16 protein-coding genes are annotated in these 16,325 nt (G+C 40.1%); 3 read left to right on the forward strand and 13 right to left on the reverse strand.

The annotated features are described in order from the left end of the window. The first annotated feature begins 6 nt into the window (after window positions 1–6). Window positions 7–549, forward strand: coding sequence for a regulatory protein RecX (locus BIZ36_RS04195; protein WP_222937225.1), 543 nt, complete (start codon window positions 7–9; stop codon window positions 547–549). A gap of 6 nt (window positions 550–555) precedes the next feature. Here the strand turns inward: BIZ36_RS04195 and BIZ36_RS04200 are convergent, their stop codons facing one another. From BIZ36_RS04200 to BIZ36_RS04260, 13 genes are all read right to left on the reverse strand, one after another. Continuing rightward, window positions 556–1,056, reverse strand: a complete 501-nt coding sequence (locus BIZ36_RS04200) for a DUF6646 family protein (protein ID WP_187456618.1) — start codon at window positions 1,054–1,056, stop codon at window positions 556–558. Window positions 1,057–1,076: 20 nt separating this feature from the next. Next, the gene (locus tag BIZ36_RS04205) at window positions 1,077–1,937 is read right to left on the reverse strand and encodes a cupin-like domain-containing protein (RefSeq protein ID WP_222937226.1); all 861 of its coding nucleotides are present in this window, start codon (window positions 1,935–1,937) and stop codon (window positions 1,077–1,079) included. An 81-nt stretch (window positions 1,938–2,018) separates the two neighbouring features. Further along, on the reverse strand, window positions 2,019–3,110 hold the full coding sequence (gene bioB, locus BIZ36_RS04210; protein WP_187456783.1) for a biotin synthase BioB: 1,092 nt from the start codon (window positions 3,108–3,110) through the stop codon (window positions 2,019–2,021). A 135-nt stretch (window positions 3,111–3,245) separates the two neighbouring features. Then, window positions 3,246–4,676: a flotillin family protein gene (locus BIZ36_RS04215; RefSeq protein WP_187456619.1), complete on the reverse strand. Its 1,431-nt coding sequence runs from the start codon at window positions 4,674–4,676 to the stop codon at window positions 3,246–3,248. Between the two features lie 3 nt (window positions 4,677–4,679). Next, a complete protein-coding gene (locus tag BIZ36_RS04220; RefSeq protein ID WP_187456620.1) occupies window positions 4,680–5,258 on the reverse strand; it encodes a hypothetical protein in 579 nt (192 codons plus the stop codon). A 71-nt stretch (window positions 5,259–5,329) separates the two neighbouring features. Next, window positions 5,330–6,499 (reverse strand): beta-ketoacyl synthase N-terminal-like domain-containing protein, encoded by a 1,170-nt coding sequence (locus tag BIZ36_RS21270; protein ID WP_187456621.1) that lies wholly within the window; start codon window positions 6,497–6,499, stop codon window positions 5,330–5,332. A gap of 14 nt (window positions 6,500–6,513) precedes the next feature. Beyond that, window positions 6,514–7,797 carry an adenosylmethionine--8-amino-7-oxononanoate transaminase gene (gene bioA / locus BIZ36_RS04230; RefSeq protein WP_187456622.1) on the reverse strand — a complete coding sequence of 428 codons (1,284 nt, stop codon included), beginning with the start codon at window positions 7,795–7,797 and terminating at the stop codon, window positions 6,514–6,516. Between the two features lie 83 nt (window positions 7,798–7,880). Beyond that, a complete protein-coding gene (gene bioD / locus BIZ36_RS04235; protein ID WP_187456623.1) occupies window positions 7,881–8,498 on the reverse strand; it encodes a dethiobiotin synthase in 618 nt (205 codons plus the stop codon). Window positions 8,499–8,507: 9 nt separating this feature from the next. Then, window positions 8,508–8,885, reverse strand: coding sequence for a putative signal transducing protein (locus tag BIZ36_RS04240; protein WP_187456624.1), 378 nt, complete (start codon window positions 8,883–8,885; stop codon window positions 8,508–8,510). A 3-nt stretch (window positions 8,886–8,888) separates the two neighbouring features. Next, window positions 8,889–10,043 carry an aminotransferase class I/II-fold pyridoxal phosphate-dependent enzyme gene (locus BIZ36_RS04245; protein WP_187456625.1) on the reverse strand — a complete coding sequence of 385 codons (1,155 nt, stop codon included), beginning with the start codon at window positions 10,041–10,043 and terminating at the stop codon, window positions 8,889–8,891. A 106-nt stretch (window positions 10,044–10,149) separates the two neighbouring features. Continuing rightward, complete coding sequence (locus tag BIZ36_RS04250) at window positions 10,150–12,714, reverse strand: toxin-antitoxin system YwqK family antitoxin (protein WP_187456626.1); 2,565 nt, start codon at window positions 12,712–12,714, stop codon at window positions 10,150–10,152. Window positions 12,715–12,954: 240 nt separating this feature from the next. Further along, on the reverse strand, window positions 12,955–13,539 hold the full coding sequence (locus tag BIZ36_RS04255; RefSeq protein ID WP_187456627.1) for a hypothetical protein: 585 nt from the start codon (window positions 13,537–13,539) through the stop codon (window positions 12,955–12,957). 11 nt (window positions 13,540–13,550) lie between these two features. Beyond that, complete coding sequence (locus tag BIZ36_RS04260) at window positions 13,551–14,132, reverse strand: DUF3575 domain-containing protein (protein ID WP_187456628.1); 582 nt, start codon at window positions 14,130–14,132, stop codon at window positions 13,551–13,553. A 93-nt stretch (window positions 14,133–14,225) separates the two neighbouring features. Here BIZ36_RS04260 and BIZ36_RS04265 point away from each other — a divergent pair, with 93 nt between their 5' ends. Beyond that, window positions 14,226–14,777: a GNAT family N-acetyltransferase gene (locus tag BIZ36_RS04265; protein WP_187456629.1), complete on the forward strand. Its 552-nt coding sequence runs from the start codon at window positions 14,226–14,228 to the stop codon at window positions 14,775–14,777. A gap of 110 nt (window positions 14,778–14,887) precedes the next feature. Next, complete coding sequence (locus BIZ36_RS04270) at window positions 14,888–16,237, forward strand: GAF domain-containing sensor histidine kinase (protein ID WP_187456630.1); 1,350 nt, start codon at window positions 14,888–14,890, stop codon at window positions 16,235–16,237. The last annotated feature ends 88 nt before the right edge of the window (window positions 16,238–16,325 follow it).

The raw sequence follows: 16,325 nt of genomic DNA on the forward strand, positions 1-16,325 counted from the left end.
TTCCATATGATGGAAGCCGCTTTTTTTGTACCCAATACTGAACTACCTTTGATAAAACTTAGCCCTCGAAGTACTATAGAAATGATAAAAGGCTACACCGTACAGGAAGCTACACATAAGCTGGAACAATTCTGTGCCTACCAGGAACGTTGCCACAAAGAGGTGGAAGAAAAATTAAGAGGTATGCGCATGATTCCTCAAGCCATTGACCAAATAATTGTTCACTTGATCAAGGAGAATTATCTCAATGAAGAGCGTTTTGCCCGGAGTTTTGCGCGAGGAAAGTTCATTATAAAAAAATGGGGAAAGATCAGGATTATGCGTGAACTAAAAGCCAGGAACATCTCCCCCTACAATATCAAAACGGCCCTAAAAGAAATTGAAGACACAGACTATTTAAAGACTTTTAATGAACTGTCCCAAAAAAGACTAACTCAGATTTCAGAGAAAAATCCACAGAAAAAACGAAAGAAATTAGCCGACTATCTTTTATATAGGGGCTGGGAACACCAGCTGGTCTACGATAAAATTTACGAACTTATTCCTTAGTTTCCATTAAAGGAAGTTGAATGAAACCCCAATATTCACATTAAATTGATTGTGAAATTTATCGGATAGGGTTAGGTCTTCTGTTTGATACTTGGCAATTGGAAAACCTAGTTCCGTATAAACGCCTAGCCCCTCTGAAAAGAAATAGCGGGCGCCGGTATGAAACCCAAAATTCTTGAGCCCTAAATCCAAACCGGGGTACAAATCAAAGGCAGGGGTAACATCTATAATTGGCCCTAAATGTGCACTAAAACGCACTTTGGCATCAAAACGCTCTCTTGTATCATCATCTATTCCTTCTTCTATTCCCAATAAATAGGAAGATACGGCACCCACGGATATATTCTCTCCCAAACCATAGTCATAGGAGGCAACAATTCCCGTTCCGTTATTCTGTAAGTTGGCACCTACTTGGAACTTTTGATCTCCACGGCCTTCGTAGGCCTGTGCGGAGACAACCACAATTGTAAAAAATGCAACTATTGATGATATAACTAACTTCTTCATATACTTTTTTAAAAGAGTTTTTAGGCCGAAAGAACACGTTTGGTACGCTCAACAGCTCTGCTGTTTTTATAGTCGATCCATTTCTGGCCTTTTATTTTTCGCATCGCGATATCAAAGCTACGCATTATGAAAATATTATAGACCCCTTTGGCAAAATTGAAGGGGTTTTTGGGCCATGCCCTTAAGCTCATACTAAACCCTGGAGTTTTATATTTCATATAATGCCAGTAACCCTCAGGCATGTAAAGAACCTCTCCATGTCCTAATTCCGTTCTATATCCGGAAGCCTTTTTTAATCCCGGCCATTTTTCATAATCGGGATTGGAGAAATCTATACTTTCATGCGTAATCAAGGAGTGGGGAACCTTGTACAGGTACTTGGTTTCCTTAGGTGCAAACAAGATACATTCTTTGGTTCCCTCAAAGTGAAAATGAAAGATATTGGCCAAATCAATATCATAGTGCATAAAGGTGTAGGAGTCCCGTCCCCCAAAGAAAAGCATGGGCAATTTCCTTTTCAGTTTTAATCCAAAATCCGGGAAATCATAGTCCTGCTGAAGTGCTGGCACCTCCTTTAAAATATTCCATAGAAAAATCCTGTAACGGGTAGGCTCTTTTTTGAGCAAATCTATATAATCTGCCATTTTCATCTGGGCATGCGGCTCGTTAAAACCATCTTCATGATTAACAGGTCTATCATCATAAAGCGGCACCGTTATATCTCCCGCCACTTCTTTCATGTAGCCCAAACTCCATTTTTTTATGGCTGGCCAGTGTTCTACAGAATTTTCTAGAACTACCGGTTTCTGAGGCTTGAAATAGTGCTTGATAAAATCTTCCTTAGTAATGGAACTTACCCGTGGAATAGCTTCTAACTTCAATGGTATACGATTGCGTTTTCCGAAGCAAATTTAATTAACCTTTTGTAAAGATTTTCTTAAAATTAACCTCATGCTATTTTACTATACCAACTTGGTCTTGGCTTTTGCCTCCTCATTTCTAGCAATGGTATGACCCGGTCTGCTCCATTTGGGCTTTTCTCCCAAAGGCTGGTGTTGCGAGTCCTCCGCCTCTACTGTCTGTGGCTGACTTATCTTGGTAAAAGGTTTTTGAGGATTGAGGCCCAATAACTTGAACATTTCCATATCCTCGTTTACATCAGGATTAGGAGTGGTCAGCAATTTATCTCCCGCAAAAATGGAGTTGGCTCCGGCGAAGAAACACATGGCCTGGCCTTCCCTGCTCATTTGGGTACGGCCTGCGGATAACCTCACCTGGGTTTCAGGCATAACAATTCTGGTAGTAGCCACCATTCGAACCATTTCCCAAATGGAAACTGGCTCCATATCTTCCATTGGCGTACCTTCTACTGCCACCAAGGCATTGATAGGTACAGATTCCGGTTGCGGATTTAGAGTGGCCAATGCCACCAACATGCCGGCACGATCCTCTATTGCTTCTCCCATACCAATGATACCCCCGCTACAAACGGTAACATTGCTCTTACGAACGTTGTCTATAGTTTCCAAACGGTCTTCAAAAGCACGGGTAGAAATCACGTCTTTATAATAATCTTCGGAAGTATCTAAATTATGGTTGTAGGCATATAGACCGGCTTCCGCCAATCTTTTTGCCTGATTTTCGGTCAACATACCCAAGGTACAGCAAACCTCCATATCCAATTTGTTAATGGTACGCACCATTTCCAAGACTTGATCAAACTCCGGTCCGTCTTTTACATTCCTCCAAGCAGCCCCCATACATACCCTTGAACTACCTGAAGCTTTAGCGCGTAAGGCTTGGGCCTTTACATGGGAAACCTGCATTAAATCATTCCCCTCTATATCCGTATGATAGCGCGCCGCTTGTGGGCAATAGCCACAATCCTCCGGACAACCACCTGTTTTAATAGACAATAAAGTAGAGACCTGAACCGTATTGGGGTCATGAAATTTTCTGTGAATCGTGGCAGCTTCATAAAGCAGCTCCATTAGCGGTTTGTTGTAGATTTCAAGAATTTCCTCTTTGGTCCAATCGTGCTTTTGTTCGCTCATAGTCTTATCTAAATCTGGGTCAAAAATAACCTTTAATAGTTTCATAATCCAAAAATCCGATTAGAATCAGTGTTGGGGATAAAAAAAGTCCATCAAAAATATGATGGACTTTCAACTTTTAAAAATACTAATTGTTTAGCTTTCAGGTTGATTCTCCACAACCGTAGTATCTGTAGCATCAGCGTCATCTGCCTTAACTTCCTTTCCTTTTAGGTAATCTGGAAGTTGCATACCAGCCATATTGAACATTTCCTGTAGAGGTGGAACCGACTTATACATTCCCGAAATAAAATTGGCCGTAGAGCCTTTGTCATTTCCATTTTTTGCTCCGGAATCCCAAACGGTCACCTTATCGATTTTAATATTTTTGATAGCCTCAGCCTGGGTTTTCACCAATTCCGGAAGCTTATCGGCCACCAATAACAGCACCGCATCTTTTGGATTGTTTCCAGCGGCTTTTACAATTTCATCCAACCCTTGTGCTTGTTTGGTCAATATTTCAAATAGTCCCTTCGCCTCTGCTTGCGCCTTGAAAAGAATAGCATCCGCCTCACCTTTAGCTTTTCTCCTGATCATTTCAGCCTCCGCTTCGGCAGCAATCTCCACTTTTTTCTTATCTATTTCAGCAGGTACCACAATATCTGCCATTTGGCTACTTCTTACCCTCTCGGCCCGTGCTATTTCCGCATCTTTTTCAGCCGCATAAGATTCTTCCAAAGCTCTCGCCGCTTGTACTTTTTCCGCTGCTATTGCCGTCCTCTCCGCTTCTGCCTCTCTTTGTCTTCGTAAGGAGTCTGAGTTTGCGACATTGATTTTTGCCACGTTTTCACCCTCAACCGCTTGGGCATTGGCCGCAGCAACTTGGGTTCTTTGATCCTGGACCGCGTTGGCCTCCCCAATGGAACCGTCCCTATTTTTCTCTGCAACGGACTTTCTGGCTGCGTTGATGGCATGTGCCGCCGCTTCCTTTCCAAGCGCTTCAATATATCCGGATTCATCTACAATATCCGTGATGTTTACGTTGATCAGTTTTAATCCTACTTTCTTTAATTCAGACTCTACGCTTTGGGAAATATTGGTCAAAAATTTATCCCTATCCGAATTGATTTCCTCAATATCCATGGAAGCAACTACCAAACGTAATTGACCAAATATAATCTCCTTTGCCAATTCCTGAACCTCGGGCATTCCCTGTCCCAACAACCTTTCGGCAGCATTTTGCATCACTCCGGGTTCCGTAGAAATACCTATAGTAAACCTTGAAGGCACATTTACCCTAATATTCTGTTTACTTAAAGCATTTACAAGGTTTACTTCTATGGATATAGGGGTTAGGTCCAAATATTCATAATCTTGGATTACCGGCCATATAAAAGCCGCCCCACCATGAATACATTTGGCAGAACTGCCGGCTCCTACTTTACCGTAAATTACCAATATACGGTCCGATGGACATCTTTTATACCTGCGTATAAACGATATTATAATGATGAAGAAAAATAGGATGGCAAACCCAATTGCCATCAAAGAGGCGCTTCCTCCTAATTGTAAGGGAATGTTTAGCATTTATTAAGTATTTATAAGTTGAACGATTAAAATTCCGTTGGCAGTAACCTCCTTCACCTTTACGACATTGCCCTGCACTAAATCCACACCATCATCTGTTAACGCATCTAGTTCCCTGAGGGAGCCCTGTACATTTATACTCACCTTGCCAATTCTACTTCTGTTGGCACCAATGGTAAGGTAAACTTCACCTATTTGATTCAGGGCATTGGAAAGTTTAAGGGTTCCACTGCTTTGAAGTTTTCCTAAATAATAAAACAATGAAGCCATGGCCAACATCATAATTAGGCCGCAGACAACTGATATAAGAACGGTAATACCTTTTGACATTCCTGCATCTAAACAAGCGATTCCAGACCAGCCAAAAATGGTAAAAAAGCCAACAAGATTCTTAAAGGAAAGAAATTGGAATTCAATGCCCGTGTCACCCTCAATTTCTACATCTACATCTCCCTCAACACCCTCGGTTTCCCCACCAAATAAGGTAATTATCAAAAGAATCAAAAAGATTACGGAAGCTATTAGTGCTATTACCCAATAAATCTTCTCAAAAAGGAGCATTGTTTCAAACCCAGGTATCATAAAGTCAAGTTTTAGTTGTTATTCAATTTCAAAAACAACAAAAATCGACTTAAGGGCGGGATAGAAGAACTCTAGGTTCTAGACAACAAAAGGCTAACGGCATTTCCCCCAAAGCCAACAGCATTTACCATTACCTTATTTATTGTAGCGGGCAGATTCTTTGCTTCTACAAAGGGCACTGATATTACCTGTTGTTTTTGCAACATCAAAATAGCAAGTTCCATACTTAACGATCCCGATGTTCCGAAAGTATGTCCTACTTTCCATTTATTTGTAGTCAAAGTAGGAAGTTTGTTACAAAATACCTTTTCAACAGCCTTTATTTCTGAGGAATCGCCTTTTATCGTTCCGGGGGCATGCATCACCACTACATCTACCTCATCAGGTGAAAAATCACCCAAGGCCATCTTCATGGAACGTTGGAAACAAAGGGCATCGGTAGAAACGGAAATATTGTGTTTTAAGGGTTCCGTTGCATAACCCACGCCAACAATTTGAGCCAAGGCATTCTCTTTTTCCCCGATTTCCATACAAGCAACCGAGGCTCCCTCCCCTAGCACCATGGTATTCTCCTTTTTTTCCATCTCCAAGGCCAAACAAGGAAAATCCACTTCTTTTTGCAAACCTCGCCTTGAATATACCTTTAGGGCTTTCATTTGGGAAATGGTGAAGGGCGTTAGCGGTGCCTCACTACCGCCTACCAAAAATTTATGGGTCATACCACTTTGTAGCCAAGCAACCCCATTTAAAACGCCATGGAGACCTGTTGAACAGGTGATGGAATGTGATATTTCAGGACCATGGGTCTTTAGGTCGTGCGCCAACCACGAAGAGATATTTCCCAAAGTAGTGGTCGGTGAGGATAATGTGGAGCTTTTACCCTGCGCCAAAAATTCTTTGTGATAGGTTTCAAAAAGTTCGGTAGCTCCGCGCGATGATCCGATATTTATTCCGAAGTCGTCGTTTATGGTCCATCCTGCATCGGCAACAGCTTTTCTAGCCGCGAAAAGTGCATATAGAACGGTTTTATCCAAACTTCTGTATTTTGGATCGGCATTTCTGATCTCCTCGATTTTCTGAATGTCTTCTTGTTGAATGGTCGAAACCCATTCATGTTGGTCTCCAAAACGTTTTTTTGTCAAATAATGCTGGCCGTTTAAATAAGCTTCCCAGGTAGATTCCAAATCACTACCTAATGGGGAAATAGAGGATATTGCCGTAATTGATATGGGTTGTTTCACTACTAAAAGTCGTCTTAAACGATATCCAATACCTCGGTAATGGTATCGTAAATTTTTTGTAATTGTGCTTCGGAAATGATGTAGGGAGCAGAAATATAAATGGTATTTCCTAGGGGCCTCAAAAATACGCCGTTGTCCATAAAATGCTTGAACAAACGGTCTCTGAGATTGCCGTAACGTTCCATTTTTACATTTAAGTCGAGCGCATAAATAATTCCGCATTGGCGGGTGGAGGCCACCTTTGGATGAATTTTCACCTTTTCATCAAACTCTTGATGACTACGGATTATTCGTTTAATATTTTTCTGAATTTCTTCGGACTGCAGCAATTGTAATCCGGCAAGGGCAGCCGTACAGGCCAACGGATTAGCTGTGTAAGTATGGCCATGGAACAAACCTTTAGCAATATCATCGCTATAAAAGGCGTCGTACACCTCTTGAGTGCAGCTCGTTACTGCCATAGGAAGCAGACCTGCCGTAAGGGCTTTACTCATACAAATGATATCAGGCGGGGTCTGCAAATATTCCGAAGCAAAATTTTTACCTGTTTTTCCAAAGCCGGTCATTACCTCATCGGCAATGGCCAAAACCCCATATTTTTTGATCAGCTCTAAAACCTGGTTCAGATTTTCTGGGGCATGCATTTTCATGGCTGCTGCACCTTGCACTAGGGGTTCATAGACAAAGCCGGCAATATCATTTTTCTGCAAGCGACCTTCCAGCTGCTTTAATACCTCACCTACATTTTCTTTTGTGGGAACAGGTATTCGCTCTACTTTAATAAAGTAATCTTCAAACGGTCCGTTGTAGACGGACAGGCCCGAAACGGACATAGCTCCAAAGGTATCGCCATGAAAACCTTCTTCAAACGCCAATAAAACAGGTCTCTTTTCCCCTTTATTAAAGTGGTATTGCAACGCCATTTTAATTCCAATTTCGGTAGCCGTTGAACCATTATCGGAAAAGAAGAGCTTTTGTTGATTGCTAGGTAATATGTTGATTAACGCTTCAGACAATTTTACAGCTGGTTCATGGGTAAATCCGCTAAAGACCACTTGGTCCAGCTGCTGCATTTGCGCTTGCACCTTTTCTAATATATAGTCATTACAATGCCCATAAACACTGGTGTACCAAGAGGAGATTCCATCTATATAGACCTTGCCGTTTTCGTCATATAAAAGAGCTCCTTTCGCCCTTTTAATACCCAACATTTTTGGGTGCAATTTGTGTTGGGTCAAGGGGTGCCAAATATGTTTTTGGTCCCTTTTGGAAATACTTTCGGATTCCAATACCGCCATGTCACGTTCATTTTCCATCATGCAAAGATGGGGAAAATGGACTTCTTTTTACATAATTTGAACGTTCAATAAACGGATACTTTCTATAAAGTCTCTAAAATAGGCTTGAATTTATCGGCATATTTTTTAATAACAGCCTTATCAAAAGATTCCTCCTCCTCAATGCGGCCTATCATGGAAACTCCAGTTTTATGTAGAATAATATTTTCAGTTTGAGGATTCGCATTTCCACTAAAAAGTACGGAAACATCATACCCCTTTTGCATGAGCCAATTTATGGTCAATAGACTGTGGTTGATACTTCCTAAATAATGCCTAGAAACCACCACTACTTTATGGGTAGGCATGATGATATCCAATACGGTATCACTTTCATTAAAAGGAACAAGAATACCTCCACAGCCCTCAATCACCAAATGATTGTCCGTTTGCGGCACCTTGATATGTTCACGATCAATATGAACACCTTCGTTCTCCGCCGCTGCATGTGGGCTCATAGGGTCCTTTAATTCGTAACTGCTTTTGTGGATTTTAGACTTTGGGTTGGACAATAAGGCCTTTACCTTATCACTATCTGTATGGTCAAGTTCTCCCGCTTGAACGGGTTTCCAATAGTCTGCCTCCATAGCCTCTGCAATAATGGCCGAGGCAATGGTTTTTCCTACTTCCGTAGAAATTCCTGTTACGAAAAATTGTGTCATAGGGTCATTTTAATTAGTGATCATGCCACAATTTAGGCATTTGTATTTTCTTTTCTCCAAAAACGGAAAAAGTTTATGCAAAAGACCCTGTCTTTTATAGAAAACCTCGGAACGTTGGGCTCTACAATTGGGACATACCCGTACATTTCCCTCCTCATCCAAGGCATATGCCCTAATCTCATCATAAATGGATATAGCCTTGTCCTTATCTTCAGAATAAACCTGAAGTTTTACACCACCAATAGCGTTGCTAATAATGGGGTCTGAATTCAACGTATTCTCATCCCTTAGAAAGACCGAAATACCTACAGACTCCAATTTACTCTTAACGATTTGTACATCTGCCGGATATTCAAAAGAGGCCAACGTATAGAATTTACCTGCCATTCCCTAATCAACTAATCCTTTTAATAAAAATAGCAATTCTTCCATTTGCTTCTTGGTATTAAAACTGTGGAGACAAATTCGTAGTCTTTCCGCTCCCAGAGGAACCGTAGGGGACAAAATGGCCCTAACATCAAAACCTGCATCCTTTAATTTTGCGGATGCATTTTTTGCCATTTCTATATTTCCCATATGCAGACAATGAATGGCAGATTGGCTAATTATAAACCTATGGTCCAAGCCTATTCTTTCAATTTCCGACTTAAAAAAAGCGATATTCTCTTGAAGTTTTATCAAACTATTCGAATTTGCCATTTGCTGATGAACGGCCCGAACATTGGCCAAGGAATGTGGTGGCAAGCCCGTAGTATAAATGAAACTGCGGGCAAAATTGATTAGGTATTCCCGTAATTTCGTATCTCCCAATACTGCCGCTCCATGGCAGCCCATAGCCTTCCCGAAAGTGACAATTCTCGCAAACACTTCGTTCTGCAATTTTAAGGCCTGCACCAATCCAGTACCGTTTACCCCAAAAACACCCACGGCATGGGCCTCGTCAACAATTAACCTGCACTTCTGATTTTCGCACAGCTTGCTAAGGACCTTTAAATCTGGCGTGTCACCATCCATAGAAAATACGGATTCTGTTACCACATAAATTTCAGCATCGGGCAATAGTTTGCTTTTTTCTTTCTTGATTCTCTCCCCTAAGTTGTTAAAATCGTTGTGGGCAAATTTCTGCGCTTTGGCATTGCCAAGGGAAATACCATCCCGGATACTGGCATGAATCAATTCGTCGTAGAACACCAGATCACCACGTTGCGGAACGGAAGCAAAAAAACCTAAATTGGCATCGTAACCAGAATTAAAAACCAATGCCGAAGGGCATTGGTAAAAACCGGCCACTATTTTCTCTGTATTCGCATAGAGCTCATGGTTACCGGTAATTAAACGAGAACCAGTAGCCCCATTTTCAACACAATTTTGATAATCAAGAATGCTAGCGGTGATTTTAGATACTTCTTGATTTCTGGCAAAGCCCAAATAATCGTTCGAGGAAAAATCTACCAGATGACCAGTTGTCACCGGAAGCTCACGGAACGAATTTTCAGTTTTTCTTTGCTCCAGCTTTTTAAGCAACTTAGATGGAAAAGACATCATTTTGCAAAATTAAGGGGTTTACGCGTTCCTAATCCCAACAAACAACAAAAAAAGTCCCTACGGTCAAAAGATAAAACCCCAGGGACTTCTCTATTTGAACTAAATTTTAATATAAATTACTCTCTTTAAAATAAGACATTTCAAAGCCAAGATCCTGAGCAAAATAAGGCTGCTCTCCCAAATAGAGTTTTTCTTTGGCGGCGTAAAGCACCTCATCTTCTCCTCCGTAAAGATCCATGTACAGATAGTCCTTTTCCATCTTAAGGGAATAATATTTGATGTTTTTGGCATTGTAAGCTTTCTGCAAGAAAATAGTACCACTTAACAGCTTGCCCCTATCCAAATTGGCCTTAGCTATTATGTTACCATCTAATCCATATTTAACCACCGAACCGTCTAAATAGCCATCTGTAAGTTGAAAGCTATATTTTAGTTTTTCGCTAGTTGGATAATACCATTCACATTTGGCTCTATTTGAATCCATAAAATTCTTTACCAATCGTCCTTGCTTTGACACGGTTTCTTCTTTCACCAGAACACCATTCTTATACGTTTCTAAGCTGTTTCCTTTGTTATAATTGGTTTTTATACTCCTAACACCATCAAATGGCACACCGTTTTTGTACTCCATTTGGGCAATTTTCTCCCCATTATCATTGTAATAGGTAGCTATTCCATCTAATTTATCCTTCTTATAGATTTCTTGGGCAGTTAGCTCCCCGCTATAGGTGAATTTCTTGAACACCCCTTCCTTTAAGCCATTTATATAGCCCCCTTCTTCCAGTACATTTTTGTTATAGTCCAGTTTTTGATACACTCCGGATTTCTTCCCTTCCTTAATTTCATAAAGCTCCCTAGTTGCCGTGTCATAATAGGTACCTGCCCATGGCTTCTGATCTTTGAACTCCACTTTGGCAATCAAACTACCTTCGCGATCATAAAAGGAGGCACAACAGTTAATATCTATATCCTCAACCAAAACCGGGTCTATATTGCCGTAGGCAGAACTATAACCGTAATCATACTTTTTATAAGCCAGTTGTTGTCCGTTTTTTATGACTTCGTACTCGTTTACCCAATCGGAATCATTGAAGAATTTATATCTAGTTCCCTCCTTTTTTTCAAAATCGAAGCTTCCTAGTATCTTGCCCTTATTATCATAGAAAACCCCTTTTACTGGATTGTACTTTTTAAAATCGGTTTCACTTTGTTTTTCTCCATTGCTATAAAAAGTAACCTCCCTAACTTTGTTAAAACCATCTTCTTCATATTCTTCAATTCTTTTAAAGGTATGGGTAGTATCTTCGGTAATTTTTCTATTTCTCCATGAGGTTTTTCTAATTAAGTTACCTTCTTTATACTCCTCTATGCCATTGACTTTTGAAGTGTAGTAGTCAAAAGAAAACCTTTGACCACTGTCCGGTTTTGGGTAGGAACCCGCATTATTAAGAAGGAGCTCCCCTAATTGATTTCCATCAGTATCATAAAAAACCTCCCTTTCATTGGTTTTCTCAATTTGGGTTTTTTCCGTTTTAGGGTGATATACAATTTCCTTCATTAATACCCCTTCCTTAAAAGTTCGTTTTCCACCATTATAGAATTCTGTACCATTAAAAGGTGCATAATTCTTGTATTCCATTCGAGCCATCTCTTTCCCGCTCTCGTCATAACTAATTTGAAGGTTTTTGTACCCTTCGCTATAGCTCGTAAGGCTTTTTAGTTTTCCGTTGGAGTAGAAATTGCTTTCCTCATTAATTTTACCATCCGTGTAAACCGTCTTTCTTTGAATTTCATAATCACCGGCATAGTCATCCTTCATCTGCCCATAACCAAATAAATAGCTTGTGCCATTTTGGGGGCGTTTACCATACCGATCAACCATATATTCCATGACCCCCATTTGCTTCCCATTTGGCGTAAAATAGGTATGTTGTAATTTGGGTTCCTTTTGAAATAAGGCCCGCACTTGTTCATTGGGGTAATAATCCGTTTGACCAAAAACCTGATTTCTGCTGTAATATTTAATGGATTGTACCCGCATAGGGTTATAATAATAAAATACCTCTTCCCCTTTTATATCCCCTCTTGAATTTTTGGTTTTTCGGCCTATTAATTTTCCGTCCTTACCAAAGTAATTGGTATAGACTTCGTAGTTGCCAGGAGTACCCACACGTTCCAATCTAATACCGTTGATATCATCTTGATGTATTACTTCCCTAATGGTATCCCCCACCTTTTCCGAATACATCATTTGCCCTCCGTAAACGGTATTTCTCTTCCCCGAAATATAAACACCCCGCTCGTAGTGGGCGGTAAGTTTTTTACCATTTAAATAGGTGATAAAATCACCATGTAGATATCCTTGATCGTAGTTGCCTTGCTGATACATGGAACCATCTTCCTTATACCAAGTGACCGTACCTTGCCATTTTTCCTTGTTGGGCAATAAGGAATTACCAACCATTTGTTTGGTCCCGGAAATGTAGTAATCCTGAAATTGGTAAAGGTCTCCCTGTTTGGTAATCGGTAGCCTATAGAACAAAGCACTATCCTTTTCCTGAACAACTTTCCACTTACTGTTATAGTAGATAGTGTCATTTTGTGCGTTAAGGACATGAAGTCCGAAAATAAAGACTACAAGAAAAAGGGAATTTTTAAAAGTAAAAGACATGATTAAAAGCTTAAAATAATACGGGGACAAATTTAGGGGGTGCCCATTTTTAATTACTCCCTTTTTTCAGGGGTTTTTCATTAAACCAAAATAGTATTGCTTTTATTGCCTAAATGAAAAAGGATAAAAATATTGCCGGCTATTGAAAAAAACCTCTTACTCCTTTGTTTTAGCCTTTTCAGTAATTTAAGGAAAGGCATCCAAGTGCCAAAAGTAATTATTAAGCAAAATGGCGAGTAATCAATTTGTGGGGTTTATCACGGTAAACTCCCATAGGGCATCGTCTTCATTGGTAAATAAGTGCTCTACACCAATAGAGACCGTTTCGTCATAATAAAAATCATTCCCACTAAAAAAAGTAACCCCTTGAAGGTTCAACCTAAATCGACCACTTTCTGATAAAACAATACCCATGCGCGATTCATAGACATCTTTCTCTTCGTTTAGGGTTAAGGCAATCGCATTAGCCTGGTAACCTGTATCCAGTTTTTTGCCTAAAATAAACTGTGAATCGAGAAAAAGCCAGTTATAATCTTGTGAAAATTCAGAGTACTGCTCCATTTGAAAATTAAATCCAAACTCTTCAGAATCGGTACTTTCATAAACATCGAGCAATTCGGCATACCCCTCTTCTTCTAAATATCTGCTGAACCGTTGTTCAATAATCAAGGTATCACCTACCGTAAACTCATTGCTTTCAGGAAAAGTGAAGGCATCTTTTGTAGACACGTAAATGGTGGCGCCGTAATAACTATCGTCATTAGAATAACATCCGTTGAGCAGTACGGCCAAAACCATAAGTGCAATGTTTCTAAGAAAAACCATATTCCTTTTCTTTAAAATCGATAACCTACTTTAATTCCCGTTCTGACCAAAGCCCCGTTCAGGAAAATAAAATCCACATCAAAATTCGTACGAATACCAAATTGAGGTTCTAGAACCAATTTATCTTCCAAAAACAAAAACCGATAACCGTAACCGATACCTAACCCGCCAACGATGAAAGTTTTGGTGCCTATGGTATAAACCCCATAACCTTCTTCGTTTACATGCCTTATATACCTGCCTGATTCTTCAACCTCACTAAGAGAACCGAAAATCTCTAAAAAATGGCTCTTTTTTTGGGCGCCATTGAAGTACAACCTTACGAAAGGGGCAACTTCGTACTTGGTCTCTTGATCATAGCTGTAGTCGTTGGTACTGAGGTTTTCAAATCCGTTACCATAAAGTGCTCCGCCTACACCCACTGCCCATTTATTGGCTACGGCACGCTCATAGCTCAAATCTACACTACCAAAAAAAGGCAACAGCAAATTGGTTGATAATTGATTTTTATATTTTAACGGAGGAGCTTCCGTTTGGCAAATGCCGTTAAAAATCGATAAGGTGATGCATGCCAAAGTTAATATTCGTACCATGAAGCTAGATTGGACATAACTTAGATTCAGCAAGCTACAAAAGGTTGCTTTTAAATACTATATTGGAGGTTAAATTAAACTTCTCTAAACCTTATGGCAATAGACGCATTGACCGAAATTGAATTTACCAGATGTAATACCGATAGTGAACTTCTGCAAATTCTGGACTTGCAGCGTAGGAACTTACCCGTTTCGCTTTCTGAAGATGAAAAATTGAAAGAAGGCTTTGTAACCGTCGTACACTCCTTTGAAATCTTAAAGGAGATGAGCGAAACCTGTGCCCATATCATTGCCAAATACGAAAATAGAGTAATCGCCTATGCATTATGCATGCACCCTAAATTTGCAGACCGTATTGAAGTTCTAAAGCCCATGTTTGCCGAAATGGAAAATCTGGAACCCAAAATAGAGAACTATATGGCCATGGGTCAAATTTGTGTGGAAAAGGCCCACAGAAAAAAAGGCGTATTTAGAGAACTGTACAGAACCATGAAGGAATTTGTAATCCCTGAATTTTCTTCTATAATCACCGAGGTAGATGCTGCCAATCAAAGGTCTATGGCTGCACATACCAATATTGGGTTTGAAGTTTTATCAGATTATATTGTAGATGATGTTCACTGGAACATAATCCAACTGAAATAAGAATTACTACAATGTAAATCATACTGCGAATACAATACTTCCCTAAAAGTGAAGCACAACAACCCCAAGGATTATTTTGATAAATAAACCACTTGCTTAACTTTGGGAACATGAAGACAGCAGAAGACCATAAAAATGAAGAAGAAAGGCTTAAGCTTCTAGACTCCTATTCTATTTTAGATACGTTGCCAGAGGAAGACTATGATAATTTGACCAAACTGGCCGCTGAAATCTGCCAAACCCCAATTTCCCTGATTACGCTGTTGGACGACCATAGGCAATGGTTCAAATCCCATCACGGTCTAAATATTAGGGAAACCCCAAAAGACCAAGCGTTTTGTGCCCATGCCATTCATACCCATGAAAAAATTTTTACGGTCAAGGATTCTCGGGAAGATGCGCGTTTTTTTGATAATCCGTTGGTGACGGGAGAGCCTAGAGTGGTATTTTATGCAGGCGTGCCGCTAAAAAATTCTTCAGGACTACCTCTTGGCACCCTTTGTGTTATAGACCATCAGCCCCACGAGCTTAGCAAGAGCCAAAAGGAGGCTTTAAATATTTTGGCCGATCAGGTCATGAACTTATTGGAACTCCGAAAAAACAAATTGGAGCTTGAGAACAAAAACCGCGATTTAAAAAACCTTTCCAATGAACTGGAAGTTAAGGTAGAACAGCGTACCCAAGAACTTGCCCTTCAAAACCGGGAACTGGAAAAAATGAATTCGGAACTCCAGTCCTTTGCCTACATTTCCAGTCACGATATGCAAGAACCCCTGCGTAAAATACAAACTTTCGTTTCTCAAATACTGGCAACGGAGAGCGCCAACCTTTCTGAAAAAGGAATTTATCGCTTTAACCGAATGCAATTAGCGGCTAACCGTATGCAGACCCTGATCCAAGATTTACTTTCGTATTCCAAAGCGGAGAAATCCAACCAAATATTTGAAGAAACTTCTTTTCAGGAAATCACTGAAGAGATAAAGGACAACCTTCTTGAAGAGCTTCAGCATAAAAAAGCAACTTTAACAATTGAGGGCAATTGCAGTGCAGAACTGATTCCTTCACAGTTTAAACAGTTATTTGCCAACCTTATCGTTAATTCCCTCAAATTCGCCAAAAAAAAGGTTCCTTCGGTAATTTCCATTGATATAGCTACTGTGGATCATACGCAAATCAAAGAATTTCCTCTAAGAAAAGATACGGAGTACTGTAGAATACTTTTTAAAGATAACGGGGTTGGTTTTGACCAAAAATATGCAGAACAAATTTTCAAGATATTTCACAGACTACATAACCGTAAGGAATATGAAGGCACAGGCATTGGTCTGGCCATCGTGAAAAAGATTGTTCAAAACCACCAAGGCTATATAACGGCCAAGGGTCAGTTAGGCGAAGGGGTTACCTTTAAAATTGTGATTCCTAGATATCAGAAAACACAACTCGCCCCATCTACCCCATAACTATATGAATCTCTTGTTGAAAAGAGTGGCTTGAGGCCAACTCTTGTAATCTTCAGTTATTTTATACGGATTTTACCCACAATTTTTT

Source organism: Cytophaga sp. FL35 (assembly GCF_014349235.1).
In the GTDB taxonomy this organism is placed as follows: domain Bacteria; phylum Bacteroidota; class Bacteroidia; order Flavobacteriales; family Flavobacteriaceae; genus Euzebyella.